The organism is Sphingorhabdus sp. EL138 (genome assembly GCF_900258045.1).
GTDB lineage: Bacteria > Pseudomonadota > Alphaproteobacteria > Sphingomonadales > Sphingomonadaceae > Parasphingorhabdus.
Genome location: NZ_OGVD01000002.1, coordinates 446,193 through 471,556 on the forward strand (window position 1 = coordinate 446,193; position 25,364 = coordinate 471,556).

General features: G+C 52.7%; 26 protein-coding genes. 17 read left to right on the forward strand and 9 right to left on the reverse strand.

The annotated features are described in order from the left end of the window. The first annotated feature begins 176 nt into the window (after nucleotides 1-176). The 5 genes from DK507_RS05590 (at nucleotide 177) to DK507_RS17945 (ending at nucleotide 6,323) form a co-directional block, all read left to right on the forward strand. Nucleotides 177-515, forward strand: a complete 339-nt coding sequence (locus DK507_RS05590; protein ID WP_109355376.1) for a P-II family nitrogen regulator — start codon at nucleotides 177-179, stop codon at nucleotides 513-515. A 62-nt stretch (nucleotides 516-577) separates the two neighbouring features. Next, nucleotides 578-1,912: an ammonium transporter gene (locus tag DK507_RS05595; protein WP_109355377.1), complete on the forward strand. Its 1,335-nt coding sequence runs from the start codon at nucleotides 578-580 to the stop codon at nucleotides 1,910-1,912. 314 nt (nucleotides 1,913-2,226) lie between these two features. Next, nucleotides 2,227-4,605 (forward strand): TonB-dependent receptor, encoded by a 2,379-nt coding sequence (locus tag DK507_RS05600; protein ID WP_109355378.1) that lies wholly within the window; start codon nucleotides 2,227-2,229, stop codon nucleotides 4,603-4,605. A 402-nt stretch (nucleotides 4,606-5,007) separates the two neighbouring features. After that, nucleotides 5,008-5,538, forward strand: coding sequence for a hypothetical protein (locus DK507_RS05605; RefSeq protein WP_109355379.1), 531 nt, complete (start codon nucleotides 5,008-5,010; stop codon nucleotides 5,536-5,538). 113 nt (nucleotides 5,539-5,651) lie between these two features. Further along, nucleotides 5,652-6,323, forward strand: a complete 672-nt coding sequence (locus DK507_RS17945; protein WP_216822336.1) for a hypothetical protein — start codon at nucleotides 5,652-5,654, stop codon at nucleotides 6,321-6,323. Between the two features lie 3 nt (nucleotides 6,324-6,326). Here DK507_RS17945 and DK507_RS05615 read toward each other — a convergent pair whose 3' ends face one another. The 5 genes from DK507_RS05615 to DK507_RS05635 form a co-directional block, all read right to left on the reverse strand. Further along, nucleotides 6,327-7,121: an SDR family NAD(P)-dependent oxidoreductase gene (locus DK507_RS05615; protein WP_109355380.1), complete on the reverse strand. Its 795-nt coding sequence runs from the start codon at nucleotides 7,119-7,121 to the stop codon at nucleotides 6,327-6,329. 24 nt (nucleotides 7,122-7,145) lie between these two features. Beyond that, complete coding sequence (locus DK507_RS05620; RefSeq protein WP_254054267.1) at nucleotides 7,146-8,207, reverse strand: phosphotransferase family protein; 1,062 nt, start codon at nucleotides 8,205-8,207, stop codon at nucleotides 7,146-7,148. A 19-nt stretch (nucleotides 8,208-8,226) separates the two neighbouring features. Then, the gene (locus DK507_RS05625) at nucleotides 8,227-9,312 is read right to left on the reverse strand and encodes a Zn-dependent alcohol dehydrogenase (RefSeq protein WP_109355381.1); all 1,086 of its coding nucleotides are present in this window, start codon (nucleotides 9,310-9,312) and stop codon (nucleotides 8,227-8,229) included. Between the two features lie 15 nt (nucleotides 9,313-9,327). Then, on the reverse strand, nucleotides 9,328-10,629 hold the full coding sequence (locus DK507_RS05630) for an acyl-CoA dehydrogenase family protein (protein ID WP_109355382.1): 1,302 nt from the start codon (nucleotides 10,627-10,629) through the stop codon (nucleotides 9,328-9,330). A 103-nt stretch (nucleotides 10,630-10,732) separates the two neighbouring features. Next, nucleotides 10,733-12,148 (reverse strand): MFS transporter, encoded by a 1,416-nt coding sequence (locus DK507_RS05635; RefSeq protein ID WP_109355383.1) that lies wholly within the window; start codon nucleotides 12,146-12,148, stop codon nucleotides 10,733-10,735. Between the two features lie 298 nt (nucleotides 12,149-12,446). Here DK507_RS05635 and DK507_RS05640 point away from each other — a divergent pair, with 298 nt between their 5' ends. The 6 genes from DK507_RS05640 (at nucleotide 12,447) to DK507_RS17790 (ending at nucleotide 17,794) form a co-directional block, all read left to right on the forward strand. Then, a complete protein-coding gene (locus tag DK507_RS05640; protein WP_109355384.1) occupies nucleotides 12,447-13,640 on the forward strand; it encodes an acyl-CoA dehydrogenase family protein in 1,194 nt (397 codons plus the stop codon). Nucleotides 13,641-13,682: 42 nt separating this feature from the next. Next, nucleotides 13,683-14,819, forward strand: a complete 1,137-nt coding sequence (locus DK507_RS05645; protein WP_109355546.1) for an acyl-CoA dehydrogenase family protein — start codon at nucleotides 13,683-13,685, stop codon at nucleotides 14,817-14,819. A 12-nt stretch (nucleotides 14,820-14,831) separates the two neighbouring features. Next, a complete protein-coding gene (locus DK507_RS05650) occupies nucleotides 14,832-15,623 on the forward strand; it encodes an SDR family oxidoreductase (RefSeq protein WP_109355547.1) in 792 nt (263 codons plus the stop codon). A 64-nt stretch (nucleotides 15,624-15,687) separates the two neighbouring features. Beyond that, a complete protein-coding gene (locus tag DK507_RS05655) occupies nucleotides 15,688-16,221 on the forward strand; it encodes a hypothetical protein (protein ID WP_109355385.1) in 534 nt (177 codons plus the stop codon). A gap of 116 nt (nucleotides 16,222-16,337) precedes the next feature. Beyond that, complete coding sequence (locus DK507_RS05660) at nucleotides 16,338-17,024, forward strand: DUF4197 domain-containing protein (protein ID WP_254054268.1); 687 nt, start codon at nucleotides 16,338-16,340, stop codon at nucleotides 17,022-17,024. 578 nt (nucleotides 17,025-17,602) lie between these two features. Beyond that, the gene (locus DK507_RS17790; protein ID WP_162558908.1) at nucleotides 17,603-17,794 is read left to right on the forward strand and encodes a hypothetical protein; all 192 of its coding nucleotides are present in this window, start codon (nucleotides 17,603-17,605) and stop codon (nucleotides 17,792-17,794) included. Nucleotides 17,795-18,042: 248 nt separating this feature from the next. Here DK507_RS17790 and DK507_RS05670 read toward each other — a convergent pair whose 3' ends face one another. Both DK507_RS05670 and DK507_RS05680 read right to left on the reverse strand, forming a co-directional pair. Then, the gene (locus DK507_RS05670; protein ID WP_109355387.1) at nucleotides 18,043-18,690 is read right to left on the reverse strand and encodes a DUF1353 domain-containing protein; all 648 of its coding nucleotides are present in this window, start codon (nucleotides 18,688-18,690) and stop codon (nucleotides 18,043-18,045) included. A gap of 683 nt (nucleotides 18,691-19,373) precedes the next feature. Beyond that, the gene (locus DK507_RS05680; RefSeq protein WP_109355389.1) at nucleotides 19,374-20,096 is read right to left on the reverse strand and encodes a response regulator transcription factor; all 723 of its coding nucleotides are present in this window, start codon (nucleotides 20,094-20,096) and stop codon (nucleotides 19,374-19,376) included. Nucleotides 20,097-20,360: 264 nt separating this feature from the next. Between DK507_RS05680 and DK507_RS05685 the strand changes: the two genes are divergently transcribed. Further along, nucleotides 20,361-20,921, forward strand: coding sequence for a fasciclin domain-containing protein (locus DK507_RS05685; protein ID WP_162558909.1), 561 nt, complete (start codon nucleotides 20,361-20,363; stop codon nucleotides 20,919-20,921). Between the two features lie 63 nt (nucleotides 20,922-20,984). Here the strand turns inward: DK507_RS05685 and DK507_RS05690 are convergent, their stop codons facing one another. Beyond that, complete coding sequence (locus tag DK507_RS05690) at nucleotides 20,985-21,176, reverse strand: hypothetical protein (RefSeq protein WP_109355391.1); 192 nt, start codon at nucleotides 21,174-21,176, stop codon at nucleotides 20,985-20,987. Between DK507_RS05690 and DK507_RS05695 the strand changes: the two genes are divergently transcribed. From DK507_RS05695 to DK507_RS05710, 4 genes are all read left to right on the forward strand, one after another. Beyond that, on the forward strand, nucleotides 21,175-22,101 hold the full coding sequence (locus DK507_RS05695; protein ID WP_109355392.1) for an AraC family transcriptional regulator: 927 nt from the start codon (nucleotides 21,175-21,177) through the stop codon (nucleotides 22,099-22,101). The two genes, DK507_RS05690 and DK507_RS05695, sit on opposite strands and share 2 nt — an antisense overlap. A 117-nt stretch (nucleotides 22,102-22,218) precedes the next feature. Further along, on the forward strand, nucleotides 22,219-22,770 hold the full coding sequence (locus DK507_RS05700) for a carboxymuconolactone decarboxylase family protein (RefSeq protein WP_109355393.1): 552 nt from the start codon (nucleotides 22,219-22,221) through the stop codon (nucleotides 22,768-22,770). Nucleotides 22,771-22,803: 33 nt separating this feature from the next. Further along, the gene (locus DK507_RS05705; protein WP_109355394.1) at nucleotides 22,804-23,283 is read left to right on the forward strand and encodes a YHS domain-containing (seleno)protein; all 480 of its coding nucleotides are present in this window, start codon (nucleotides 22,804-22,806) and stop codon (nucleotides 23,281-23,283) included. Between the two features lie 59 nt (nucleotides 23,284-23,342). Next, nucleotides 23,343-23,753, forward strand: coding sequence for an MAPEG family protein (locus DK507_RS05710; protein ID WP_109355395.1), 411 nt, complete (start codon nucleotides 23,343-23,345; stop codon nucleotides 23,751-23,753). Nucleotides 23,754-23,842: 89 nt separating this feature from the next. Here the strand turns inward: DK507_RS05710 and DK507_RS05715 are convergent, their stop codons facing one another. Continuing rightward, nucleotides 23,843-24,280: a GFA family protein gene (locus tag DK507_RS05715; RefSeq protein ID WP_109355396.1), complete on the reverse strand. Its 438-nt coding sequence runs from the start codon at nucleotides 24,278-24,280 to the stop codon at nucleotides 23,843-23,845. 189 nt (nucleotides 24,281-24,469) lie between these two features. Between DK507_RS05715 and DK507_RS05720 the strand changes: the two genes are divergently transcribed. Continuing rightward, complete coding sequence (locus DK507_RS05720; protein ID WP_109355397.1) at nucleotides 24,470-25,351, forward strand: alpha/beta fold hydrolase; 882 nt, start codon at nucleotides 24,470-24,472, stop codon at nucleotides 25,349-25,351. Nucleotides 25,352-25,364: the final 13 nt, after the last annotated feature.

The window sequence follows — 25,364 nt, forward strand, 5'->3', positions numbered from 1 at the left end:
GCTAAACCCCTGCTTTGTCAAGTATACAGTGCCCAAAATTTAGGCAGCGCTGCTGCGCTGCACAATATTTACACTTTCTTCAGAGTTCGAGAATCAGTTTTCTGTTTGAATCCAGTGGTTTGTGATTCTGGCACGCGCTTTGCGATTATGACCTCCGTAACAAAAAAGGGGGCATAATGAAATTTATCGTTGCCATAATAAAGCCATTCAAACTCGATGATGTGCGGGATGCGCTAACGGAAGTCGGCGTCGCGGGCATGACTGTGTCTGAAGTAAAGGGCTTTGGCCGTCAAAAAGGACAGACCGAGGTTTATCGCGGGGCTGAATATACCACCAACATGGTTCCGAAAGTGAAGCTGGAAATTGCTTGCGGCAGCGACGTAGCCGCGCAGGCGATAGAAGCCATCCAGAGCGCAGCGGGCACTGAATCCATCGGTGATGGAAAGATATTCGTGATGGGGCTGGAAAATGCCGTTCGTATTCGCACCGGCGAAACCGGCGATACCGCGATTTAAACAGGCCAGATTTAGACAGGCCAGATTTAGACAGGCCAGATTTAGACAGGGAAGCGTATATAATGAGAAAAATTCTAACACTATCTGCGGGATTGGTAGCCATGGGGATGGCATCGCCCGCGTTGGCACAGGAAGCAGCCGAAGTGGCTGATCCGAGCGCCAATGTCGCCTATATTTTCAACACGCTGCTCTTTTTGATCGGCGGTTTTCTGGTCATGTGGATGGCCGCAGGCTTTGCGATGCTTGAGGCCGGGCTGGTGCGCTCGAAAAATGTCTCCATGCAGTGCCTGAAAAATATCAGTTTGTATTCGCTTGCCGGGATCATGTTCTGGGTCACAGGTTATAACCTGATGTACACGGATGTGACGAGCTGGATCGGCACTTTCGGCCCTTATGGCATGCAAGCCGTGGGCGAGGCCGATGTCGAAACGGGTTACTCCGTCGCATCGGACTGGTTCTTCCAGATGGTATTCTGCGCGACAACAGCCTCGATCGTTTCGGGCACCATTGCAGAACGCGTAAAATTCTGGCCCTTCATGATCTTTGTCTTGATACTGACCGGCTTTATCTATCCGATCACCGGTAGCTGGGAATGGGGTACAGGCTGGCTTGATCAGCGCGGTTTCAGTGACTTTGCCGGATCAACGCTGGTCCACTCTGTCGGCGGCTGGGCGGCCTTGGCTGGTGCGCTTATCATCGGTCCTCGTCTGGGACGCTATGTGAATGGTAAGCTCACGGTGATGCCGGGTTCCAATATTCCGCTTGCTACACTGGGTACTTTCATCCTGTGGCTCGGCTGGTTTGGTTTCAACGGTGCGTCACAGCTTGCCATGGGCACTGTTGGCGATGTCAGTGATGTGTCCAAGATTTTCGTGAACACCAACATGGCTGCTGCTGGCGGCGTGGTGACTGCGATTATCCTGACGCAGATCCTCTACAAGAAGATTGATGTCACCATGGCGCTGAACGGCGCGCTGGCTGGCCTGGTCTCGATTACGGCGGAGCCACTGACCCCGTCGGTTCCAGCTTCGATCCTTATCGGTAGTGTTGGCGGCCTGATTGTAGTGTTCGCAGTGCCACTGCTCGACAAGCTGAAAATTGACGATGTCGTGGGCGCTATTCCTGTCCACCTCCTGGCCGGTATCTGGGGCACGTTGATCGTTGCCTGGAACACCCAGTCAGAAGTTGACGGTGTTACGCTGAGCGTAGGCGAGCAACTGGGCGTACAGGCTCTGGGCGTGGTGTCGATCGGTGCCTTCACCTTCGTGCTTAGCGCCATCGTCTGGACTATTTTGAAATTCACCATTGGTGTTCGTCCTTCAGAAGAAGACGAGCGACTGGGTATGGATATCGCAGAAGTCGGTGTCGAAGCTTACCCGGAATTCGCCAAAGGTTAAACAGTTTGGTGCCGACCATCTCCTCCCAAAACTGAGGTCGGCACCTCCACTTGTTCCTCCTGAGAACAACAACTTTATGGCCGGTGATGTGAAAACATCCCGGCCCTTTTTTTTGTCCAGATCGGATGAATAGGTCCGATATGTGACCTATTCGACACAGAAAAACACCCCCTGTCAAAAATACTAGTGAAAACGCGAGTTTGGCCTTCACTTAATGTAAAATCGCATTTTAAAGCGGTTGTAGGCCACAGAGCCTCGGTTGTGAATTTGACCATAATGGTCATCGCAGCAGAACATATTGAGAGGGTTTAGCTATGAAATCAGTAAAATTTGCAAGTCTGTCCGCGTTGGCTTTTGCCATGGCATCACAGCCTGCATTGGCTCAAGATGCTGAGGAAGCGGCAGAGGCGGATGACAATATTATCATTGTCACGGCGACAAAACGCGACGCCAATCTTCAAGATATTCCGTTCTCGATAAACGCGCAGACAGCGGCGGACATTCAAAAGAGCGGGGCGACCACGCTGGAGGATATTTCCCGTAACGTTGCGGGGCTTTCCATCCAAAATCTCGGCCCCGGCCAAAGCCAGGTCGCCATTCGCGGAGTATCGGCGGGACAGATTGTCCGCGACCAGCCGGGCGTGAAAGAGCAGGTCGGTGTATATCTGGATGAGTCGGTCATCTCACTGTCCCTGTTTACGCCTGACCTCGATCTGTTCGATCTCAATCGGCTTGAGACGCTTCGCGGACCGCAAGGAACGCTGTTTGGCTCTGGATCTATCGGCGGCACTATTCGTTATATAACCAATCAACCCAATCTGAATGAGGTTGAGGGGCTTGTAGAAGGAGACGTCCAGCTAGTCGATGGTGATGATCTTGGTTACAGTCTCAAGGGTGCAGTGAATGTTCCCTTATCCCAAGACAAGGCGGCCATTCGCGCTGTTGGTTATTATACGCAGTTTGGCGGTTTCATTGATGCATTGGGCGAAGGCGGCGCGGTAACCGAGGATGTCAATAGCGGGGAACGCTATGGCGGACGTTTAGCGCTGACATTGAAGCCATTGGAAAACTTAACCATCACACCAAGGATCGTGTATCAGGAGATCAAGGCTGACGGCTTCAATCGTCAGGAAAGATTTAGCATCTTTGCCAACCCCTTCACTACAACCCGGCCGGCGATTACCTTGGGGGAGCGCCAGCAATATTTGCTGCAACGGGAAGAATTTCGTGATGAAACCTTGATTGCGGATCTCGTCATCAACGCCGAGTTTGGAGGCGTGACGCTGACATCCGTATCCAGTTACAGTGATCGATCAATATTGGTCAGCCGGGATGCCAGCGCACTCACAGGATCGGTTTCGGTCGATCTGGCGCTGGGTGATGCGGCGGTGTTGATCCCATCCAATCTTCGCGACAACACGGAACTGGAGACCTTTACACAGGAAGTTCGGTTGGCTTCCAATAATGACAGTCCTTTTCAATGGGTCTTTGGCGGCTTCTATTCGGATATCAGTCGCGTTTATGCTCAGCGTCTTCCGACGCCGGGTTATGATGCCGCGCTTGATGCCGTTTTGGGCGCTGGAACATCTGCTGCGGTGGCGAATGGTTTTGGCGCAGATTCACCGTTTAACTCTGACCTTGCCTTTGACTTTGAGCAATATGCGCTATTCGGTGAAGCAAGCTTTGATTTGACGGACCAGCTTACACTTACAGCCGGTGGTCGCTATTACGACTTTTCAGAAGATCGCGTGATTACTAGTGGCGGTTTTTTTGCCAACGGTGACACTAATGCTGCGGCGAACACCTCGTCCAGTGGATTTACCCCCCGCTTTCTACTGAGCTATGAAGTTGCAGACGATGTGACGCTCAATGCGCAAGCATCCCGGGGGTTCCGTCTGGGAGGGGTGAACGACCCACTCAATGTTGGTATCTGTAATGCTACCGATATAGCGACATTTAGCCCGTTCCAGGAATTTGAAGATGAGAAATCTTGGAACTATGAAGCAGGCGTGAAGGCGCAGTTTGGCAGTTTCACTTTCAATGCTGCCGGTTTCTACACCGACATCAGCAATCTTCAAGCCAATCTTGACGCAGGATCGTGTTCGTCTCGCGTTACCGTAAATGCTGATGCCCATACGCTTGGTCTGGAATTTGAACTTTCCGGCGAAGTGGTTGAGGGACTGGACATTGGCATATCGGGTTCCGTTCTGGAATCAGAGTTTGACGAGACGCTTCTGGATACAACAGGCGCGGTGGTTCAGGGTGTTCGTGATGGAAATCGTCTGCCTACGGTTCCCAAATTCCAGATTTCGGGCGATGCCACCTATTCTTGGCCGATCAGTATCGGTGAAGCGTTTGTAACAGGCACATTCCAGCATGTTGGCAACCGGATTACACAGCCCGGTGACCAAGAGCTGGGCGTCGGTATAGCCACGACTTCCGGTTTGCCATTTGGCGGCGCAACCGGAAATGAACCATTGAGCACTGATTTGATTTTGCCGTCCTATCAGCTGGTTAATTTCAGCGCGGGTGTAAAGTTGGAAAACCAACTGGACATCACCCTCTATGTTCGCAATGTGTTCGACGTAAACGCATTGCAATCCTTCGACCGGGAACGTGGCGGGCGGGCTCGCACTGGCTTCCGGGTTGGTCAGCCCAGAACATTTGGTTTGACCGTTCGTAAGGGGTTCTAAAGCGCTCAATATTTCAAAAAAGGGCCGGGGATAGAGATATTTCCGGCCTTTTTGTTTCCATCGTCGCTAGGAGGGCGGATGGCTGTCCTGCATGTCTCGGTTCATGATAGCGTTCGAAGCTGTTCTTGGATTGGGAGTCGACTTCATATGTTTGATGAATCGGCGTAGAAAATTTTGTGATTTCGTCAGAATCCAACTTACCGCAAATACCCATAGGGATCTGTGCACTTTGTAAACTTCGTGACTTTTGGCAGAAAACCAGGAAATATTTTGTTCATAAAACTAACCTTCAACCTGAACAACTGCTGACAATAAGGTTCAGTCTCCACTCAACCGCTATCTCCTAACAAGGCTCTGCAAGCTCGGAAAAAGGTTCTCGAGTAGTTTGGAAGGAAAGTGGAGATGAATACTCTTAAAACAGCAATCGTCGGAACCGCTGCCGCAACTGCGATGGCCGTTTCAGCGACCCCGGCGATGGCGAAAGACTATGATCGGGATGGGATTAGCGCCGGAGAAGTAATTGCAGGCGCTGTCGTGCTTGGCGGACTGGCGGCGATTTTATCGTCGGGCAAGAAGGATAAATATAGCAACAGCTACTATGACGATGACTATCGCGACCGTCGCTATCGTGACCGCCGTTATCGTGATGGCCGTTATGGTTATGGTGATCGCAAGCGGATCAGACCGCGCCGGGCCGTGAACAAATGTGTTCGGGCTGCCGAGCGTAAGGCGAGCTATTACGGCCGGGCTGATGTGACCCAAATCCGTGATGTGAAGCGGACCCGCTACGGCTATAAAATCAAGGGCCGGCTCGTGGTGAAAGACGGTTATCGCGGATATCGCCGGAGTTACGACCGCGGCAAGTTTACCTGCTACGTTGAAGGCCGCCGGGTGTCCGGAGTGCGTCTGAAAGACCTTAGGCATCGCTACTAAGGTTACTGGATATAAGAATATGGTTCAGCCTGGCGACAGGCTGGACCAACTATTTGTGGTATATGACTGGAGTCTGGGGCACAGAATCTGGTAAAACTTTGGGGGTATGAGTTATGCGTTTTCATAAGAAAGTTTCCGCCGCCGTCGCATCGACGGCCTTGGTATTCACCGGATTTGCGCCTGCGATGGCAGCACCGGTCAATCCTGCACCGGCACCCGCTACTCTTATAGATATGGATAGACTTGGGTGGACAGCCGACAGCGACAAGGCTGAAGGCTGGCGCGGATATCGCGGTTACCGTGGGTATCGCGGCTATGGCTATGGCCGGGGTTATCGACGGCATCGGAACCGGGTGGATGCCGGGGATGTTCTCGCAGGTGTTTTGATCATCGGCGGCATTGCGGCAATTGCCAGTGCGGCCTCGAAGAACAAGCGGGATCGCCGTTATGAGGATCGCGACTATCGTTATGATCGGCGCAACGACGACCGGCGCTATGATGATCGCCGCGACGATCGACGCTCAGACAGTCGGAGAGATGGCAGCAGAGATCGTGGGACGGGTTCGATGGATACTGCCATCAACGTCTGCTCCAACGCTGCCGAGCGTCAGGCAGGGGACGATGCCCGTGTTTCTCAAATTCAATCGGTTGCCCGCGATGGTGCCGGCTGGCGCGTCGAAGGCAATCTGTCCGGCAAAGCGCAAACAACTTTCCTGTGTGGGACAACAAATGGCCGCGTGGACTTTGTCCAGCTGGGTGATGGTGAACTGGCTTTTGCGAACTAGGCGCTAAACCGCAGTACGGCCAAATTCCTGACGGGTGACCGGGTGCGAAGCGCTCAGCCCCCCGTCCACGGCAATCGCCTGGCCATTGACATAGGATGACCGGTCAGATGCCAGGAACAGGGCAACTTCGGCCATCTCGATCGGATTGGCTCCGCGGCGCAGCGGATTGAGGTAACCAAGCCGGTCCTCTTTGCCTTTTTCCCGCGCTTTATCATAGATGAACTGGGTCATACCGGTCTCTGTAATACCGGGGCAAATGGCATTGCAGCGGACATTGGCAGTAGCAAATTGTTGCGCGGCAACTTTGACAAGATTGATAACACCCGCCTTGGACGCCGAGTAAGCTGGGCCGCCCGCTCCAGACCGGATACCTGCGACACTGGCGGTGCAGATGATGGAACCGCCATGCCCACTGTCGGCAATGACCTTTCCGGCATATTTCGCCGCCAGAAACGGTCCAATCAGATTGACACGCAGCACCTCTTGCCATTCGGCGACACTGCTGTCGAAAATGCCTTCAAAACCGCCGCCTATGCCAGCATTGGCGAAAAAGACGTGCAGGTCACCAAATTTCTGCTCCGCCGCATCGACAAGCATTTCAATATCGCCTTCCGATCCAGCGTCGGCCTTGATGGCAATGATATCACCATTCGAGCCCTTGGCAGTTTCTTCCACCGCATCTGTCACGTCACTGGCGATCACTTTTGCACCATGCTCGGCAAATAGCAGCGCCGAGGCCCTGCCAATACCGCTGCCTGCGCCGGTTATGATGGCCACTTTATCCTGGAGATCCGCCATGTTCGTGCTCCTGTTAGCTTGTTTTTAGGCGCCAGCGCGTTTTGCCGCTTCCCATCCGGCTTGGGCCAGGGGTGTTACGCGGTCAGACATCTCGGCCGCGGCAGCACTGTTCGCCGTACCATCTACTACACGCTTCTGGATGCCTTGCAAAATTGCAGCAATCCGGAACAGGTTATAAGCGAGATACCAGTCCATTGGCGGCAGATCCTCGATACCGGATTTCTCACAATAACGGGCGATGGCTTCTTCCCGCGACGGGATACCAAGGGCTTCCAGATCAACGCCCTTCAAACCGCTGCGACCCTCAGGCTCCATTTCATAAGCCATCAGCCAGTAAGCAAAATCGGCAATCGGATCGCCTAGCGTGGATAACTCCCAATCAAGCACTGCTATAACTTTCGGTTCGTCATGAGCAAAGATCATATTGTCGAGACGGTAATCGCCATGGACAATGCCAAAGCTCTTCTGCTCCGGTATGGTCTTCGTCAGCCATTCGATAAGCTGATCCATCTCCGGAATGGTTTCGAGCTCGGATAATTTATACTGCTGTGTCCACCGAGAAATCTGACGTTCACAGTAATTTCCGGGCTTGCCATGTTTTTCCAAGCCCAGATTGGCAGGATCATAGCTGTGGAGTAAGGCGAGCGTATCGATCATCTCATGATAAATCGCCCGTCGCTCATCTGGCTCCATGCCTGGCAGTGTGCCATCCCAAAGTGTCCGGCCGTCAGCCATGCCCATGATATAGAACATCGTGCCAATGACATCGTCATCTTCGCAAAGGCCATAGGGTTTTGCGACGGGAAAGCCCGCCGGGTGAAGTCCGGCAATAACTCTGAACTCGCGGTCAACGGCGTGAGCCGATGGCAATAACTTGCCAAATGGCTTCTTGCGCAAGACATAGTCGGTGCCGGGAGTTTCAATTTTGTAGGTTGGATTAGACTGGCCGCCCTTGAACTTTGTAATCGTCATGGGACCAATAAAGCCTTCGACATTAGCTTCCATCCATTTGGCCAGGCTTGCCTCGTCGAGCTTGTCCTTATCCGGCACTGCCATTGTACCGGTCATGTCTTCTTGTGGATTCATGGAAGTTCCCTCTTCCTATTTAGCTGAAAGTAATGACGGAGCGCGCCGCATCACCCTTTTTCATTTTTTCAAAACCGCCATTGATCTGCTCAAGCGGAATCGTCTCCGCAACGATACTATCCAAATCCAGCAAGCCGCGCAGGTAGAAATCGACCAAGCGCGGAATATCCACCGGAAACCGGTTTCCGCCCATGAGCACGCCCTGCAATTTCTTGCCAGATAGCAAGTCCATGGCGCTGAGGCCTACTTGATGATCCAGGGGCATCATGCCGAGTATTGTTGCGGTGCCGCCTCGTTTTAGCGAGCCAACTGCGAGTTCGCCGGATGCCGGACGCCCGACTGCCTCGATTGCATGATCGACGCCTCCCTTGGTAAGGTCCAAAATTTGTTCTGCAGCGTCATCAGCCATGGCGTCAACAGTATCAGTCGCTCCGAGCTTCATTGCGAGGTCCCGTTTTTCCGGAACAGGGTCGGCCGCAATGATACGACCTGCTCCAGCAATTTTGGCTGCGTTAATCGTTGCCAATCCGACACCGCCGCAGCCGACTACTGCAACAGTTTCTCCGGGTGTGACAGCGCAGGCATTAAATATGGTTCCTGCTCCGGTCGTAACCGCGCAACCAATAACCGCGGCACGATCAAGCGGCATGTCGGGATCAATCCGCGTACAGGCATGCTCATGTATCAGCATCTGCTCGGCAAAAGCTGATAGATTGAGCATTTGCGCAACTGTTGAACCATCAGGGCGTGTAATACGCGGCGCTTCGCCTTCCGCTCGCCGTGTATCGGCCCCAAGGCAGAGTGACATGCGGCCAGAAACACAGAATTCGCAATGGCCGCAAAAAGCAGACAAGCAGGAAACCACGGCATCGCCGACCGCAACGGTTCTCACTTCACTGCCAATTGCTTCGACAATACCAGCCGCTTCATGACCCGGTATGGCGGGCAGAGGATGCGGGTAGTTGCCATCAATGAAATGAAGATCCGAATGGCACAACCCGCAGGCGGCCGTTCGGATCAGCACTTCGTGCGGTCCCGGCTTGGAGATGGTTACATCTTCGATTTCGAGCGGTTTTCCCGCTTCAACCAGGACTGCTGCTTTCATCTAATCGGTCCTCTCTTATCGCGTGACGGCAAGGTCGCCGGATGATATTTCTTCCTTCATTTTGCTGCCATCAGCGGTTTCGGCATATTTGCCATATTCCATTTTCGCGATCGTCCGGTTGTGAACTTCATCGGGGCCGTCCGCAAGACGCAGGGTGCGTTGATGCGCATAAGCACTGGCCAATCCGAAGTCATTGCTGACACCGCCTCCGCCATGCGCCTGAATGGCATCATCAATGATTTTCAACGCCATCGTTGGGGCTTGAACCTTGATCATTGCGATCTCCGCTTTTGCGTATTTGTTACCGACCTTGTCCATCATATCTGCAGCTTTCAGGCAAAGAAGACGGCTCATATCAATATCGATACGTGCCCGAGCAACGCGTTCATCCCAAACGCTGTGCTCGGAAATACGTTTGCCGAAGGCGATACGCGATTGCAGACGCTTAACCATTTTCTCAAGTGCTTCTTCCGCAACACCGATGGTGCGCATGCAGTGATGAATACGACCAGGTCCAAGGCGGCCCTGCGCAATCTCAAAGCCGCGTCCTTCGCCCAGAATGATATTGGACGCTGGAACACGCACATCTTTCATCTCGACTTCCATATGGCCATGCGGCGCATCGTCATAACCGAAGACGGGCAGATGGCGGATGATATTCACGCCTGGCGCGTCGGTTGGCATCAGGATCTGGGATTGTTGCGTATAACGGCTGCCTTCAAAACTGGTCTTGCCCATCACAATCGCGATTTTGCAGCGCGGATCACCAAGGCCGGAAGACCACCATTTGCGGCCGTTGATGACATATTCGTCGCCGTCTCGGACGATCGCCGTTTCAATATTGGTTGCATCCGATGATGCCACAGCCGGTTCTGTCATCAAAAAGGCTGAACGAATCTCACCATTCATCAACGGACGAAGATACTGCTCTTTCTGTTCCAGCGTGCCATAGCGATGGAATACTTCCATATTGCCGGTATCCGGTGCAGAGCAGTTAAATACTTCGGATGAAAAACCGACGCGGCCCATTTCTTCAGCGCACAGCGCATATTCGAGGTTTGTCAGGCCAGGACCTTCAAATTCAAACGTATCGTCAATATGCGGTAGGTTCGGATTGGAGGGCGGCATAAATAGGTTCCAAATGCCCTTTTCTTTCGCTTTGGCTTTTTCTTCTTCCACGACTTGAAGGACTTTCCAGCGATCTCCGGATTCGTCTTCAGCCTGATAATCAGCAACGCGGGGACGCACATGATTCTCGATATGCTCACGCACCTGATTGCGCCAATATTCCTGCTTCTCCGTGAGATCAAAATCCATGCTCATGTCCTTTTTTGAAAGATTTTCGATTTAACTATGCAATTAACTTATCAGAGCCGCGACGGCTTTGCCACAGGGAAACGTGTCCGAATTCGGAAAAATTCTACTCCGCCGCGCGGGCAGACATCCGTTCTTCATGATCCTTTTCGCCCAGCGGAAACAATGTGTAGGCCCAAGCCCCGATCAACGCGATCACTGTGGCAAGAACCACATAGAAAAGTGCCAGATTGTCGACGATTTCTGGATCGACCGTGCCACTCGCGGCACCCTGTGGCAGGCCGACGAGAGCGATGATCAATCCAGATAGCAGGATGCCTAGTCCGTTGACGACTTTTTGCATGAAAAACATGCCGGAAGAGAACAGTCCCTCGGTCCGCTTTCCGGTATCATGCTCATATTGGTCCGAAACATCGGCGATCATCGACATGGTCAAAATCATCGCCGAGATTCCGGCAGCAGTCGAACTGATCAGGAAAGCGAATAGCATAGGCACCATCACTGGATCCTCGGGTTCCGGAAACAGGCCGACAAAACGCAGCCAGTAGGGGAGCGTACCGAGCATGAGAGTTACGAGCGCCAGCCAGGCGGCGGCATGTGCCTTGCCGAGCTTTTTCGAAATCGGGGTGACCATGACAAAGGCCACGATAGCAGCGACAAGCAGCAAGACCGAATAGGCGGTGAAATTGGCTTGGGTAAACTCCCAAACATGGGTGAACAGATAGATAGAGAGCGCGAAGATCAACCACTGGTTGGTAAAGGCAAAAACGCCTGCGAACATCAGGAGCAGAAAAGGTCGGTAGCGGAAAGCCTGCAGGATCTCTCCGAAGCTCTCGGCAGATTGCGGATATTCGGTGGCTTGCCGATACTGGCCGACAACCCTCTTGTGGGTGCCAATGGCGGATGACAGCGCGGCAATGATCATGATGCACGCTCCGAAAAGTGCATAAATACTGTACCCGTCCGGATTGAGCTGTCCATCTGCATATGCCGCGGTGGGAGTGAGGAAAAAGGCATAAGCCAGGAACATCACGAAAATGCCACCGCCCCAGCCAAAAAGAAATCGGTATCGCATGATGGCAGTCCGGTCATGATAATCCCGGCTCAATTCGGGCAACAGTGCCAGCGCTGGCACTTCATAGGTCGAAAACGCCATGCGGACGGCCATGGCGATGACAAATAAATAGGCAAATGTACCCCATTCGCTGAGTTCCGGGGGGTGCCAGAGGGCGATCCAGATGAGGGCGATGGGAATGACCGCGCCGTATAGCCATGGGTGGCGTCGGCCAATCTTGGTCCGGGTGCGATCACTCATCTGTCCCACCGCCGGATCGATAAAGGCGTCGGCAATAAGAGCGAGCGCGATGGCCAGGCTGACGAGATCGGCGCGCAGTCCGACAACCTGATTATAGTAGAACAGTAAGAAGGTGGCGAAGCCGTTGTCCTTGATGCCATAGGCAACGGATCCGAAGCCGTATGCGAGTTTCGATTTCAGTGGCAATGTTTCCGAAGCGGCGTTCATGGACGTTTGTCCGTAAAATGACGAACAGTGCGCTGTATCAGCAGACAAACTGATTCGGGATTCGTTTCCCAATTCCGGTCATTTTCACGCATCCAGTCCTGCTCCCTTTTTGTCTCTTGCATAGGCTTCACATAAAAAGTTCGTCAATCGATTCCGTGACGCCTTCCTGTTGACGTTACGGAATCCGGTGCCGGGTTTGGCCGGAAAAATTTCTGTCCGGAAATGCGAGGCGATCGTTGAACCTTGGGGCTGTCCTATGTTAGTTTGATCTTAATCAATCAATTAAAGGAACACAATCATGTCCGATCTTGAAAGCTTCCGCGCAGAGACAGCTGCTTGGCTCGAAGCCAATTGTCCGCCAGAAATGCGCCAGCCAGTTGTCGACGAAAGCGACATTTGCTGGGGTGGGAAAAATCCGACCTTCAAACCCGGTCAGAAAGAATGGATGGACAAAATGGCGGCCAAGGGTTGGACCGTTCCTGATTGGCCGAAGGAATATGGTGGTGGGGGGTTGTCTCGCGCTGAAACCAAAATCTTGCTTCAGGAAATGGGTCGGCTGAAAATTCGTTCGCCATTGTCGAGCTTTGGGATCTGGATGCTTGGCCCCGCATTGCTGCATTTTGGTACCGAAGAACAGAAGTTGCATTTCCTGCCGCCGATCGCTCGCGGTGAAGTACGCTGGTGTCAGGGGTATTCGGAGCCCGGATCCGGCTCAGACTTGGCCTCGTTGCAAACTTCCGCCGAAGACAAAGGCGATCATTACCTGATCAATGGACAGAAGATCTGGACGAGTTACGCTGACAAAGCAGACTGGATTTTCTGCCTGACCCGGACCGACAAATCGACCAAGCATAAAGGCATTAGCTTCATGCTGTTCGATATGACGAACCAAGGCGTAGAGACGAAACCCATCGTCTTGATCTCTGGCCAGTCGGCATTTTGCGAGACATTTTTTACAGACGTGGAAGTACCGAAGACTTATGGTGATGACGTTTCATCCGTGGTGGGTGAAGTAAACCGCGGCTGGGATGTTGCCAAATATCTGCTGGGGCATGAGCGCAGTATGATTTCCGGTGACGGCTCCTCCGGGGCAACGTCGCTCGGCTCTAAATTTGCCGATCAATATGGCCGTGATGAAATGGGCCGGCTGGATGATCCAATGCTTCGCGCCCAGATGGCGGAGATGGACATCGATGTGCTGGCCTTCCGTGCGATGGCAGAACGATTTGGCGACACTTTCAAGGCCAATCTTTGCCATCCAGCACAGCCGAATATGATGAAATATGCTGGTACTGAGATCAACAAGCGCCGCCACGAATTGATTATGTCTGCTGGCGGCAGTGAGGTGCTGGAATGGGAAAGTGACGCCTCCAATGGCGGGCTCACCGCACGTGGCTGGCTCAGGACCAAGGCCAACAGCATTGAAGGCGGAACCAGCGAAGTCATGCTGAACGTCGTTTCCAAACAGATATTGCAATTGCCCAACGCCTAATCGCGCAGGCAGTTAAACAACCATATTAGAAGGATGAAAGCGATGCCGCTTTACTTGAATGACGACCAGAAAATGCTGCAGGACAGCGCAGCTGACTTTATGAAGGGCGAAGGCAATGTCACTCATTTCCGTGAGTTCCGTGACAAGAACTGCAAGGATGGTTTTTCCCATGCACTGTGGAAACAGTTCGCCGAAATGGGTTTCACGGGGATATTGGTTTCTGAAGGCGAAGGCGGATTGGGCCTTGGTCACACTGAGGCTGGTGTTGTTCTGGAAGAGATCGGCCGCAATCTCACGCCCTCACCCTTTCTTACGACCGCGGTTGCCGGTGTAGAGGCGCTGAATGCTGGCGGTAAGGCACTACGCGATAAATATTTCCCAGGGATATTGTCAGGTGATAGCGTTTTGGCGCTCGCAATCGACGAAGGTCCGAAACACCGGCCGGATCAGATAGCCATGGCCGCGACCCGTGAAGGCAATGGCTTTAAGCTTGATGGCAAGAAGCAATTTGTTGTCCAGGGTGGCTCGGCCGATACGCTTGTCGTGGTAGCACGGACAAGCGGCAGTGCTGGCGAAGATAAAGGCCTGACTCTTTTCGCGGTTGATACCAATGCCAATGGATTGTCGAGAGACAGTGTGCGTCTGGTTGACAGTGCAATGGCAGCGCATGTCGAATTTGACGGCGTAGTTGTCGACGCTGATGCGGTTATCGGTGAAGTGGATGAAGGCAGCGCAGTGCTTCAACGGATGCTGAATGCAGGTCGGGCAGGTTCGGCTGCAGAGACGTTGGGTGTTGGAGCTGGCGCGATGGATATCACCGTTGAGTATATCAAGGGTCGCAAGCAGTTTGACACGATCATTGGAACATTTCAGGCGCTACAACACCGCGCAGCGCATTTATATAGCGAGATGGAGATCGCCCGCGCCACAGTGTTGAAAGCACAACAGATGCTCGATGAAGGTTCATCGAAAGCTGAGATGATGGTTTCTGTCGCCAAGGCCAAGGCCAGCAAAGCGACGTCGCTCTCGGTCAAAGAGGGCGTGCAAATGCATGGCGGTGTTGGGATGACCGATGAATATGATATCGGTCTTTACATGAAGCGCGATCGAGCGCTGGCGGAATTTATGGGTGACGCCAATTATCACACCAATCTCGTTGCGGAAATGCACGGTTACTAAAAGGATTTCATGATGGATTTTAACAAGCTATTCTCGCTTGAAGGCCGGGTTGCGCTGGTAACCGGCGGGCATCGGGGCATTGGTCGGATGATCTCGGAAGGTTTTCTGGCTCAAGGTGCCAAGGTTTACATTTCCGGGCGCAAGGCCGAGGCATGTGATGCCGCGGCCGCTGAAATGGGTGATAACTGTACATCTGTGCCCGGTGATGTCAGCACGGTCGAGGGTTGTAAGGCCCTTGCTGCAGAGCTTGCAAAGCACGAGGAAAAACTCGACATATTGATCAACAATGCCGGCGTTGCTTGGGGCGAGGAATATCTCAGCTTTCCCGAAGCAGGCTGGGACAAGGTCATGGATACCAATGTCAAAGGGCTGTTCTTCCTCACCCAGGCACTGCATCCGCAATTGAAAGCGGCGGCCAGCTTTGATCGCCCGGCCAAGGTCGTGAATATTGCTTCGATCGATGGCTTCAAGGTCAACCCCTGGGAGACCTACAGCTATCAGGCATCGAAAGCGGCTGTGGTTCACTTGACCCGCAAGATGGCATCCAAGCTGGTTTCCGACGACATCATCATGTCCGGCATTGCACCGGGTGCTTTTGCATCCAACATGAATAAAGCGGCGCGCGATCATGAAGGCGCGGTCGAAAAAGGTATCCCGGCAAAACGCATCGGCCGACCTGAGGATATGGCAGCTGCGGCGATATATCTGTCGAGCAGCGCAGGCGACTATGTCGTGGGTACGACCCTCATCGTTGACGGGGGTGTCGTCAATGCGGCTAATCCCGGCGCAACCATAGAGCCTTAAACCTCTACCTTGACCTGATGGCTCCATACTGTATTATTACAACAATACAGTATGGAGAATCCCGATGACCAACAAATATCTTGTCGCGCTTGCAGCCGTTCCGTTGATCTTGACTGCCTGTTCTGGCGGCGGCGAGAGTGAGCAGGGCGACGGCTTTGAAATGTCAATCGAAACCGATGGTGAGGGAACCGGTGGATCGGACAAAGTGTCAATCGGCGGTAAAGACGGCGACAGCAAATTCTCGATCAAGACAGACGGTTTTTCCATGGACGTCGACCTGCCTCAGATATCGCTCGACAGCGATGATTTCGATCTGAACAATGTCTCCCTTTACCCGGGTTCGAAAGTGACGGGCCTGAATGTCGAAGACAAGGACGGACAGGGCGGCAAGGTCATTTTAAGTTTCGACGCGCCGACCAACACCGATGATCTCGTATCCTGGTTCGAACAGAAAATGACTGACGAGAATTTCGTTGTGCAAAAGGACGGTAACAAGCTTTCGGGGCAAACCGATGAAGGGGATCCGTTTCTGCTCGAACTGACCGAGAAGGGTGCAGAGGAAAGCAGTGGCAAGCTTGAATTCTCCGAAAATAAATAGCCCGCAGTTACTGATCCATCGCGGTACAACTATTTACACAATTTGGTGAAGCTGTTCAGCTTCCCGGCAAAATGCTATGCTATTGTCATCTGACATAACATAGCAGGAGCGGGATAATGCGGAACACAGCCAAGAAATTGAAACTGACGGTAGCAGCGGCCATGTTCGCAGCCCCACTATCCATGACCCCGCTATTTTCGGCCCCGGCCTATGCACAATCTACCGGTGTCAAAAGCCTGCTCGGCGATGCCTCTGATGGGGCGCTCGATAAACTGTCTCAGCCGGGCGCCTTTTATGCAGACAAAGCGGTGCGGGTGTTATTGCCCGGGCCGTTGAAGAACGCCACCAAGATATTGCGCTTCACCAGCAAGGCGGGCCTGACCAAGGATATTACCAAAAGCCTCAATGATGCGGCGGGCAAGGCGGCACTCGAAGCCAAGCCGATATTCCGCTCTGCCATAGATAATCTGACGGTGACTGACGGTGTCGGCATCGTGACCGGTGGCGGCACTGGTGGTACTGACTATCTGCGCAAAACGTCGGGCGAGGAGCTGGCTGTGAAAATCCGGCCGTTGGTTGAAAAGGCTCTGGGTGAGGTTGGTGCCTACAAACAGGTAGAAAGCCTTGGCTCGCTATCGGCCCTTTCGTCAATTGGTGGCTTGGACCTCTCTCGCGACGGATTAACCGATAGTGTTACCGAGCAAGCGATGGACGGCATCTTCTCCTATATCGGTGCGGAAGAAACCAAATTTCGCGAAAACCCCTTGAAAAAGGGCAAAAAACTCCTTGATGGTATCTTCTAGGAGCCATCATTCGGTTGCAAAATATGCAACTAATCAATCTCCGTTTTCAATTGAAACTTAACCGTTTGAGGACCATTTCCTGACTATCAGTTAGACAGGAAAAGTGATGTTTGATCGGCGTTTTTAACAAAACAGGAGTTTGTCCCATGAAAACGCTTTTCAATATAGTAGCCGCCCTGACCGTTAGCAGCATCATCATGATGACTACCGTTCAGGTTTAATCGCTACAGTTTTTTCAGTCCCGGTTGCCGCTAATCCTCCTCCCGATAGGCACCGGGATTGTACCGACGGTCCGGCCCTTTCAGAATATCCCCCTCCCGAAAGGCCGGACCAACGGTTTTTTTTGCTTCTGGACCGCTATTCAAGACTGAGAAATAGCCAATAAAGAAATATCACATTACATCCTTATTAGGAAAGCGGCTTCTTTCTGCCCTTGTCCACAATCCGGCAACTGTTTTTCCACAAGAAAGATCGACATCTGTGGATAACTGGACCGGATCCATTTGGAGCGACTCGCAAACCCGTGTCATATACAATTCATCGGACGGAGTTTGAATGGAACCGGCGACCAGTCAGCAATGACCCGCTGGAACGATCTGAAACCTGAAGATAGTCGAAACGAGCATATTGTTTTTCGCAAGAAAGATAGAATGATCTTTCGATTGATGATTGGAAAAAACCCGCGAAGCGGAGGCGCAAGCCAAAGCGGAGCAGATGGACAACAATCATCGGGTGACTGGACCAATATCGGGTTTGAAACCGAAGCATGATCGCGCAAGCGGAAATGCGGACAACCGACAACCGCTAACGATATTGGCCCGGAAACCGGACGCCGGAAAAGCGGACATTGAAATCGCAAGAGGACAATGACCCAGATCAGGCGCAGTGGGAGCCGAAATCCGAACTTGTTCGGAGATCGACTCCCATTTTTTTGCCTGCTATCTTCGCAATTTCTCTCATCCCTGCCGTTATTGGGCCGACAGGCAATATCCGGGCAGGCCATGCTTTATTGCGCCGTTCATTCTGTCGCCCCCATATGATCATCAATCATCGTCTCAACATCCTCGACCGAGGTGCAGCGTTTGGCGAAATCGTCGCACATGGCGACAAACGCATCTTCATCAACCTGCCGCCGCTGCCAGAGGGCAAGTTCCGGCCTCTCAAGCTGCTCGCCGACTGCCATCGCGCTTTGATCCAGACTATAGACTTCCGCCGCGACAGTTTCGGCCAGCTCAGCATCATAATCCGGGGCAATGTCCCAGCGCGGGCCGGCATAATAGACCGCCGCGTACATGATCCTTGCCTTTGCGCCGCTTACCTTCGATGCACGCATGGCTTCGTAAAACATCCGGTGCGTCGCTTTCCATTCGCGGGTCCTGATATCGCAATACCAGTCATGCACGACCGATGCCTTGCGATAGCGACCGACAAAGGGGCTGCCGAGGATCGACCAGGCAAATTTGGGTATTGATGCACCGTCCACCTGCACCATTGCTGGCACGCTCCACACCAGCCGTGCATCATCGACAAAGGCAAAACGGTTGAGCAGGGTCATGATCCGGCCATCCTCATCCCATTCAAATCGCGGTCGTCCGGTATAATGCGCCATGATTGTCCTTTCCGCCGCGTTTTCAATACTCTCGCGGCCTGTATCGGGGTCTATCATAACATATTTGCCCTTTTCTTTGCCGACCAGTGACCGTCATCACAAAAGGTTATGGAATCAGCCGCTACTACAATGAAGCGATGCCGCTAATTCACAAAAAATTGTGGGGGGCGGCGGTGTCGCACCCCCACAGGAGCTTCGGCCTCGTGGTGGTTCTTCCCTTTTGGGAGCGCCCCAGTAACTGGGCATTCCTCTGGAAGTCCGATGGTATTGCGACCCGGCCATCGGGCTTCCTAGGGAAAGTGCCGTAACATCCTGAAATTTTTTAAGTATTCTGTCATATTTTACCCAGAAACATTGCGATTTCTCCATGATTGTGGCGCTGGTCACACTTAATTCATCGGCGTCGTCTATATTACGACTCTCGGCACCTTAAGCTTTGAGCTGTAATGCCGTAGATTTAATGGAAGTCCGGTGGTTGGCGACCCGGCCGCCGGGCTTCTTTTTGATTCCCTCAGGCGCCGGGCGCGGGCATCCGCCCGCTTGGCTATCCTCGCATAAGCTCGGGCACGCGGTCGCGCTTGCCGACGCTAAGCGTCGGATCAATGCGACCTTTTACGCAGCGTCGGTGAGCATCGTCGGTGCGTAGCGAGGCGAGGGCGTCAAAATCAAATGGGATCCGCCGCGCCTTATGGCGCTCTTCATCGGGTAGAGAATGGTGGAATTTTCGAGGAGTGCCCGCTCTACAGGCTAACCTTACCGGTTGATACGCCCGCCAACACTGCCCCGATCTTGTTATGGACGCCAAATTTCGCGTAGATACGCCGCGTATAGCTGTCGATGGTCGTGGGCTGTACGCCCAATATGGTGGAAATGTCCGTAATGCTTTTGCCGAAGGCAAGCCATTGCAGTACCTCTGTTTCCCGTTTTGAAAGTTCAATCCGCTCCATCTTGTCCGCAAAGCAAGCCACGATTTTGATGTGCGAGACGCTGGCGAGAGCCTCCAGCTGGCAAGTAATACCCGGCTCCAGAGAATGGATGTCCCGTTCAAACCCGAAACACATGCAACCTTCGATTTTATACGGTCCATATACGGGAATGATATATTCATCGACAATCCCGTTGCTTGCCACCCTCGTTTGAATTTTTTCTGCAAAACTTTTGTTTATGATGCTTTCTCCCGCCATGAGCGAAAGATAGTTGGAGGGCGTCCCTAGTGATATTATCAGATCGTGGATATTCTCGATCTGCTTTTGTAGCCCTATATTTTGCGAAGCGGTTTTATTGGGCCAGGCATTGCTGAATAACAGCCGTGGTATTTTGGTTGTCGGTGAATGCACGGACGGCGCGATATGATAGGTAAAGGATACGGATCCCAGGGATTGCGAAACTCTCAGGATGCGTTTTACCATACTGAATGGAGAACGGGCAGATTTTGTCGTCGCGATTTTGGGTTCGAACTTCATCGCCCGACTGTCCTCCCTGATTATACACCATCACACATTCAATATACTGATTATGATTTTTGCCGCTGTCACGCGAATGCGCGACAGGGTTAATTTTTACAAAGGGATATATGTCCAAGCAGCGCAAAACTCGCTTGTGGATCAACAATAATCCCACCAGAAACGATATTGTTACGACTCCGTTCCACGAACCCTTTGCCATCACCCAATCATTGGTGATACAAAGAGGAGAATCCCAACGAAAGGTGAGTTATGAATACCCCCATGAAATTGCTTCTAGCGACCGCTGCATTGGCAACTGTCACCGCCTGTTCCTCTGAAATGAGTGAGGACGAACAAGCCATTTATGATGCACGGTTGGAAGAAGAAGCCAAGAAACCAACTAATCTTACTGCCATTGTTCAGGGCAATCCCGACCTTTCCACGGCCAGCACCATGGTCGCAATATCGGGCATTGCCGTCGATCTTAAAGATGACGGGCCATTCACGGTATTTATCGCCAATAATGATGCGTTCAACAAGATGGATCCGGAAGAACTTAACGGTCTGATGACGGCTGAAGACAAGACCGAACTCGCCAGCATGGCAAGATTTGGTCTGGTCGAAGGCGACCTGAAGAGCGCCGATATCGCAAAGGCGATCACCGAAGGCGGAGGGACAGCCAGCCTGACCACTTTGCAAGGTGGAGCCATCAAGGTGAGCCTGGATGGTGAAAAACTAGTTCTCGAAGATGCCGCCGGCAACAAGGTCAATGTGGTTGAAGCTGATATTGATTCAAGCAACGGCACCGTTCACATCATCGACACCGTGTTGAGACCAAAATAGTCGATATCTATCTGATTTGAAATTTGTACTTTTTGAACGGGTGCCCCTTTTCCGGACGCCCGTTCAAAGAAACACTTGTCGGCCAGCCATAGCTGAACAGGCATGTTGCTGCGTGCCATAAGCAATTTTTCGGAAACGGGTCTCGCGAACCAATTGTCGACCACTGCCAGATGGACGATCTGCATCATATTCCGGATAGTTTGTGCAGTTTTTCGCAATTGATGGCGGGAATGCAAAACTGTAGGCTTGTTTCATGGATATCCTCAACGACATTCTCGACACGCTCGATCTGAACGGCGCCCTGTATTTCCGTACCGATTTTTCAGGCCCCTGGTCGGTAACGGTACCGGTGCTTGAGGGCGCGGCTCGTTTTCACCTTGTGGTTCAAGGACAGTGTACGGTCACTTTGCCCGGCAATCGGGTGATGACGCTTAATCCGGGTGACCTGATCCTGATCCCGCGCGGACAGACGCATATGTTATCGGACAGGCCGGTAGAAAACGCGCCTCCGCTCGAAACGGTGCTTGAGCAAGCCGAATATGATGGCGAAGGCGTACTTGTTGTCGGCGATGGTGATCAGGTTGCCAATACCCAGTTAATCTGTGGCCATTTCACATTTCGCAAGAATGCCGACCATCCAATGCTTCGTGCATTGCCAGACTATCTGCTGACTACCTCTTCCATGCGGGCGCAAAACCCCTGGCTTGATGAAATTCTGCGTCTGATTTCGCGGCAGATGTTTTCCGAACATGTCGGCTCCGATGCCTCGGTGCGGCGGCTGTCCGAGGTCATGTTTATCGAATTGCTTAGGATGGGCATCGAGGAACAGGAACAGATGGAGCCTTTGCTCTCGGGTTTTCGCGATCCTCATGTCGGTCAGGCGCTGGAGCTTCTGCACAAACAGCCGTCGTCCCCCTGGACCGTTCAAAGTCTGGCCCGTGAAGTGGGAATGTCGCGGAGCAGTTTTGCCGGCCGCTTTGCCGAGCTTATTGGGCAAGGTCCCATGTCCTATCTTTCCGACTGGAGGCTTCAAAAAGCGCTCTCCCTGCTGGATGAAAGCAGCATCACCGTTCAGCAGGTTGCCGCTCAAACCGGATATCAATCTCCCGCGGCTTTCACACGCGCCTTTGCGGGAAAATTCGGTGTTGCACCTACAAAATATCGACAGGAATTGATATAAAATTTGCATATCGTCCAGACAGCTTTGCAGAAAGTCGCTATATAACCTAGTCATATTGCTATATCATCCGAAACGCATATTCATTGCTCCCACGGTAAATTTGTCAAAGGAGCAAACATGCAACGTATCAATATCATCGACCCTTCTGTCACCTCTGCTGAAACAGCAGAGGTATTGGCGGGTGTAAAATCCGGCATGGGGATGATCCCCAACATCATCGCCACGATGGCCAATTCAAAGACTTTGCTGAAAGGCTATCTTGATCTCTCCGGCACGCTGGCTGGCGGAAGATTGTCCAATGGCCTGACGGAACAAATTGCACTTGCTGTCGCGGGTGCAAATCAATGTGACTATTGCGCCTCGGCGCATACAGCGCTGGGTTCAATGGCCGGCATCGATGAAGAAGAGCTGGCTGACAATCTTCGCGGTGGCTCCAGCGATCCCAAAACCAAACTGGTTCTGGATTTTGCCAATGAAGTGATGCGCACCAAAGGCCGGGTCAGCGATACCAGCCTGGTGCTCATGCACAGTAATGGTTTCTCCGACGAGGAGATACTCGAGATATTTGGTCATGTGATGCTGAATATCTTCACCAACTATTTCAACCATCTGGTTGGAACAGAAATCGACTTCCCAGTCGTGAATTCCCGGGACGCTTTGGCGGCCTGACTCCCTAAAATACTAAACTCAAAGGAAATATTTATGTTTAAACAAATCACTCTTGCATCTGTTGTTGCTCTGGCTGTTCTGGCCACTCCCGCAATGGCTGCTGATGAATATAACGTCTCATCAGGCCTGACCGCAGCCAGTGCCCCACTTGCTTTGCATGGCGTTGACACCGTTGCCTTCATCAATACCGGCAACCGTATTCAGGGCACCGCAAAATTCACTGCGGTCCATGACGGCGTCGCTTATTATTTCTCTACTCAGGAAAATCTGGATGCTTTCAAGGCTGCTCCTGCGCGGTACCTGCCTCAAAATGGCGGTTTCTGCACCTTTGGCGTTTCGGTCGGCAAAAAATTTGACGGCGACCCGCGCTGGGCTGATGTTCGCAATGGCAAGCTCTATGTCTTCCTGAGTGAGGCTATTTTCAACGCCTACCAGAAAGACCCTGAAGGCGCGATCGCGAAAGCCGACGCCAACTGGAAAACTATCCGGCACACCGCTGCGACGGAACTTTAATGCTTGTGGGGGCGGAGCATGTGCTCCGTTCCCCATTATCCTGACAAAAAGAGGAAATCATGGAAACCGCATATCATTATCTTGCCCTGAGCGGCATTCTCACCGTCCTGTTGTGGACACCCTATATTGCCGGTCGATTGTTTGTCTGGGGTCTGCCGACATTCCTGACCAACTATCCGGAAGGCTTTCCTAAACAGGAACCGGAAACCCCGCTTTGGATGGACCGCGCAAAACGCGCGCATCTCAACATGGTGGAAACCATGCCGGCTTTTATCGCAGTGGTCGTTGCCGCTGGCCTGCTGGGTGATGGCAGTAATGGCGCTACTGTGGCGCAATGGGCCCAGATATTCTTCTTTGCCCGGATCGTGCACGCCATTGTCTATATCCTTGCCATTCCGGCTTTGCGGACGCCGGTATATCTTGTTTCATGGGCAGCAATACTCGTTATCGGAGCGCAAGTCGTTTTGTAACAATCCGTCTGTGAAACCACCAGTTGAGGTTCGCAAAGCCGCCCGACACGCCTTCATCGGGATCGGCCTTGCGAACCTCATTCCGTTTTTCACTCGCCGTTAAGCCAATTGTTGTTCGGGGGAGCGGTATCGAACACCTTTGCATCTTCGGGAAATATAAACCAATTCTGGGCGCTGCGGGCAAAGATGTGATGGGTCGGTTTCAGCCAGCTGGTATCGTCCAGCGTTCCGGGCTTGAGGCTGAGATGATCGGGGTTGGCGCTGGCATGATGATGAATGCGTGTACCGCAATTTGCACAGAATGAATTGGTGAAAACCTGCCCGCTCTCCGCCCGTCTGGTAAAGCTTTGTAATTGTCCCGACGATATCTGGAAGTCCTCGGCGTGAAAGCGCATGGCCAGACCAAAAGCGCTTCCCGATTGTGACTGGCAGATGGTACAATGACATGCAAATGTGACAATCGGCTCGCCGGTAATGGCATATCGGATATCGCCGCACTGGCAGCCGCCGTGATGTGGTTGGCTCATGTCATCTCCCGATTTGCCGAACCCGGATGTGTCCGGATTTTCGCATATCTCTATATCATATCTGCAATTGTTGCAGAGAACGTGCCTGTGTTACGCCTTGCGACCTTAGCTTATCCGGTCTGGCGTCACCGGAGCAATAGGGGAGTTGTAAGTGTTTAGTATCAGCCGTGATTTCGGATATATCAAGCGATGAATAGTCTCAGCGAACTGGGTTCGCTTGTTGGATTGTCAGAGCCCGTTTTGCCGCCGGAAAGTCTTTCGCTCAAAAGAGCAGATGGTGGTCATCTCCATGCGCAGCGATGGAGCAGGGCCGGGCCACCGGTGCTCCTTTTACATGGTGGCGGGCAATCGAGCCAGACCTGGACGCTTTGTGCCATGCTTCTGAAAGACGATTATCAATGCGTGGCCGTTGATTTGCGCGGACATGGCGACAGCGACTGGGCTGATGATTATTCGATTCAGGCTCATGTCGAGGATATTGGCCGCGCTATGACGCAGCTTGGTTGGTCGAGGACACATCTGGTCGGCATGTCGCTCGGCGGTGTGGTTGCGGCGCATTATGTCCTATCCAATAAAAAACCGGCAGCCAAGTCGCTTGCACTGGTAGATATTGCGCCTGATGTGTCCTTCTCGGACATTAGCAAGCTGCGCGAATTTATGGGCGCGGACACGGTGACACAGGGTGTCGATGCGCTGGTTGCCGAGGCACGGCGGCTTGGTGCCCACCAGTCTGATGCAGAGCTCCACTATCGCTATGCATCGTTGACGCTAAGGACCAAAAGCGGAGCATGGCGCTGGAAAAGGGACGAGCGGAAACGGGTCGATTATGCCCATATCCTGAATCATATTGAGCTGCTGCGCGAGAAGGCATCAAGTTTTCATTGCCCCTGTCTGATAGCGCGCGGCGGTCGCAGCAGAGTCCTCAGCGATCAGGCAGCAACGGAATTTGCCGATCTTTGCCCAAGGGCGTCAGTCGTTACAATTGAGCGTGCAGGGCATTCGGTGCAGGAGGATAACCCGATCCGTCTGACCCACGAGTTGCGAAGGTTCTGGAAAGAACTGGACGAGTGACAACAGGGCTGAA

Coding starts and splice junctions, on each gene's coding strand:
- DK507_RS05590 (WP_109355376.1), top strand. CDS start 177: ATGAAATTTATCGTTGCCATAATAAAGCCATTCAAACTCGATGATGTG.
- DK507_RS17790 (WP_162558908.1), top strand. CDS start 17,603: ATGACCCGCTGGAACGATCTGAAACCTGAAGATAGTCGAAACGAGCAT.
- DK507_RS05600 (WP_109355378.1), top strand. CDS start 2,227: ATGAAATCAGTAAAATTTGCAAGTCTGTCCGCGTTGGCTTTTGCCATG.
- DK507_RS05640 (WP_109355384.1), top strand. CDS start 12,447: ATGTCCGATCTTGAAAGCTTCCGCGCAGAGACAGCTGCTTGGCTCGAA.
- DK507_RS05705 (WP_109355394.1), top strand. CDS start 22,804: ATGTTTAAACAAATCACTCTTGCATCTGTTGTTGCTCTGGCTGTTCTG.
- DK507_RS05620 (WP_254054267.1), bottom strand. CDS start 8,207: ATGAATCCACAAGAAGACATGACCGGTACAATGGCAGTGCCGGATAAG.
- DK507_RS05710 (WP_109355395.1), top strand. CDS start 23,343: ATGGAAACCGCATATCATTATCTTGCCCTGAGCGGCATTCTCACCGTC.
- DK507_RS05670 (WP_109355387.1), bottom strand. CDS start 18,690: ATGATAGACCCCGATACAGGCCGCGAGAGTATTGAAAACGCGGCGGAA.
- DK507_RS05695 (WP_109355392.1), top strand. CDS start 21,175: ATGGATATCCTCAACGACATTCTCGACACGCTCGATCTGAACGGCGCC.
- DK507_RS05595 (WP_109355377.1), top strand. CDS start 578: ATGAGAAAAATTCTAACACTATCTGCGGGATTGGTAGCCATGGGGATG.
- DK507_RS05680 (WP_109355389.1), bottom strand. CDS start 20,096: ATGAAGTTCGAACCCAAAATCGCGACGACAAAATCTGCCCGTTCTCCA.
- DK507_RS05605 (WP_109355379.1), top strand. CDS start 5,008: ATGAATACTCTTAAAACAGCAATCGTCGGAACCGCTGCCGCAACTGCG.
- DK507_RS05630 (WP_109355382.1), bottom strand. CDS start 10,629: ATGGATTTTGATCTCACGGAGAAGCAGGAATATTGGCGCAATCAGGTG.
- DK507_RS05690 (WP_109355391.1), bottom strand. CDS start 21,176: ATGAAACAAGCCTACAGTTTTGCATTCCCGCCATCAATTGCGAAAAAC.
- DK507_RS05650 (WP_109355547.1), top strand. CDS start 14,832: ATGGATTTTAACAAGCTATTCTCGCTTGAAGGCCGGGTTGCGCTGGTA.
- DK507_RS05715 (WP_109355396.1), bottom strand. CDS start 24,280: ATGAGCCAACCACATCACGGCGGCTGCCAGTGCGGCGATATCCGATAT.
- DK507_RS05615 (WP_109355380.1), bottom strand. CDS start 7,121: ATGGCGGATCTCCAGGATAAAGTGGCCATCATAACCGGCGCAGGCAGC.
- DK507_RS05655 (WP_109355385.1), top strand. CDS start 15,688: ATGACCAACAAATATCTTGTCGCGCTTGCAGCCGTTCCGTTGATCTTG.
- DK507_RS05660 (WP_254054268.1), top strand. CDS start 16,338: ATGCGGAACACAGCCAAGAAATTGAAACTGACGGTAGCAGCGGCCATG.
- DK507_RS05685 (WP_162558909.1), top strand. CDS start 20,361: ATGAAATTGCTTCTAGCGACCGCTGCATTGGCAACTGTCACCGCCTGT.
- DK507_RS05645 (WP_109355546.1), top strand. CDS start 13,683: ATGCCGCTTTACTTGAATGACGACCAGAAAATGCTGCAGGACAGCGCA.
- DK507_RS05625 (WP_109355381.1), bottom strand. CDS start 9,312: ATGAAAGCAGCAGTCCTGGTTGAAGCGGGAAAACCGCTCGAAATCGAA.
- DK507_RS05635 (WP_109355383.1), bottom strand. CDS start 12,148: ATGAACGCCGCTTCGGAAACATTGCCACTGAAATCGAAACTCGCATAC.
- DK507_RS05700 (WP_109355393.1), top strand. CDS start 22,219: ATGCAACGTATCAATATCATCGACCCTTCTGTCACCTCTGCTGAAACA.
- DK507_RS17945 (WP_216822336.1), top strand. CDS start 5,652: ATGCGTTTTCATAAGAAAGTTTCCGCCGCCGTCGCATCGACGGCCTTG.
- DK507_RS05720 (WP_109355397.1), top strand. CDS start 24,470: ATGAATAGTCTCAGCGAACTGGGTTCGCTTGTTGGATTGTCAGAGCCC.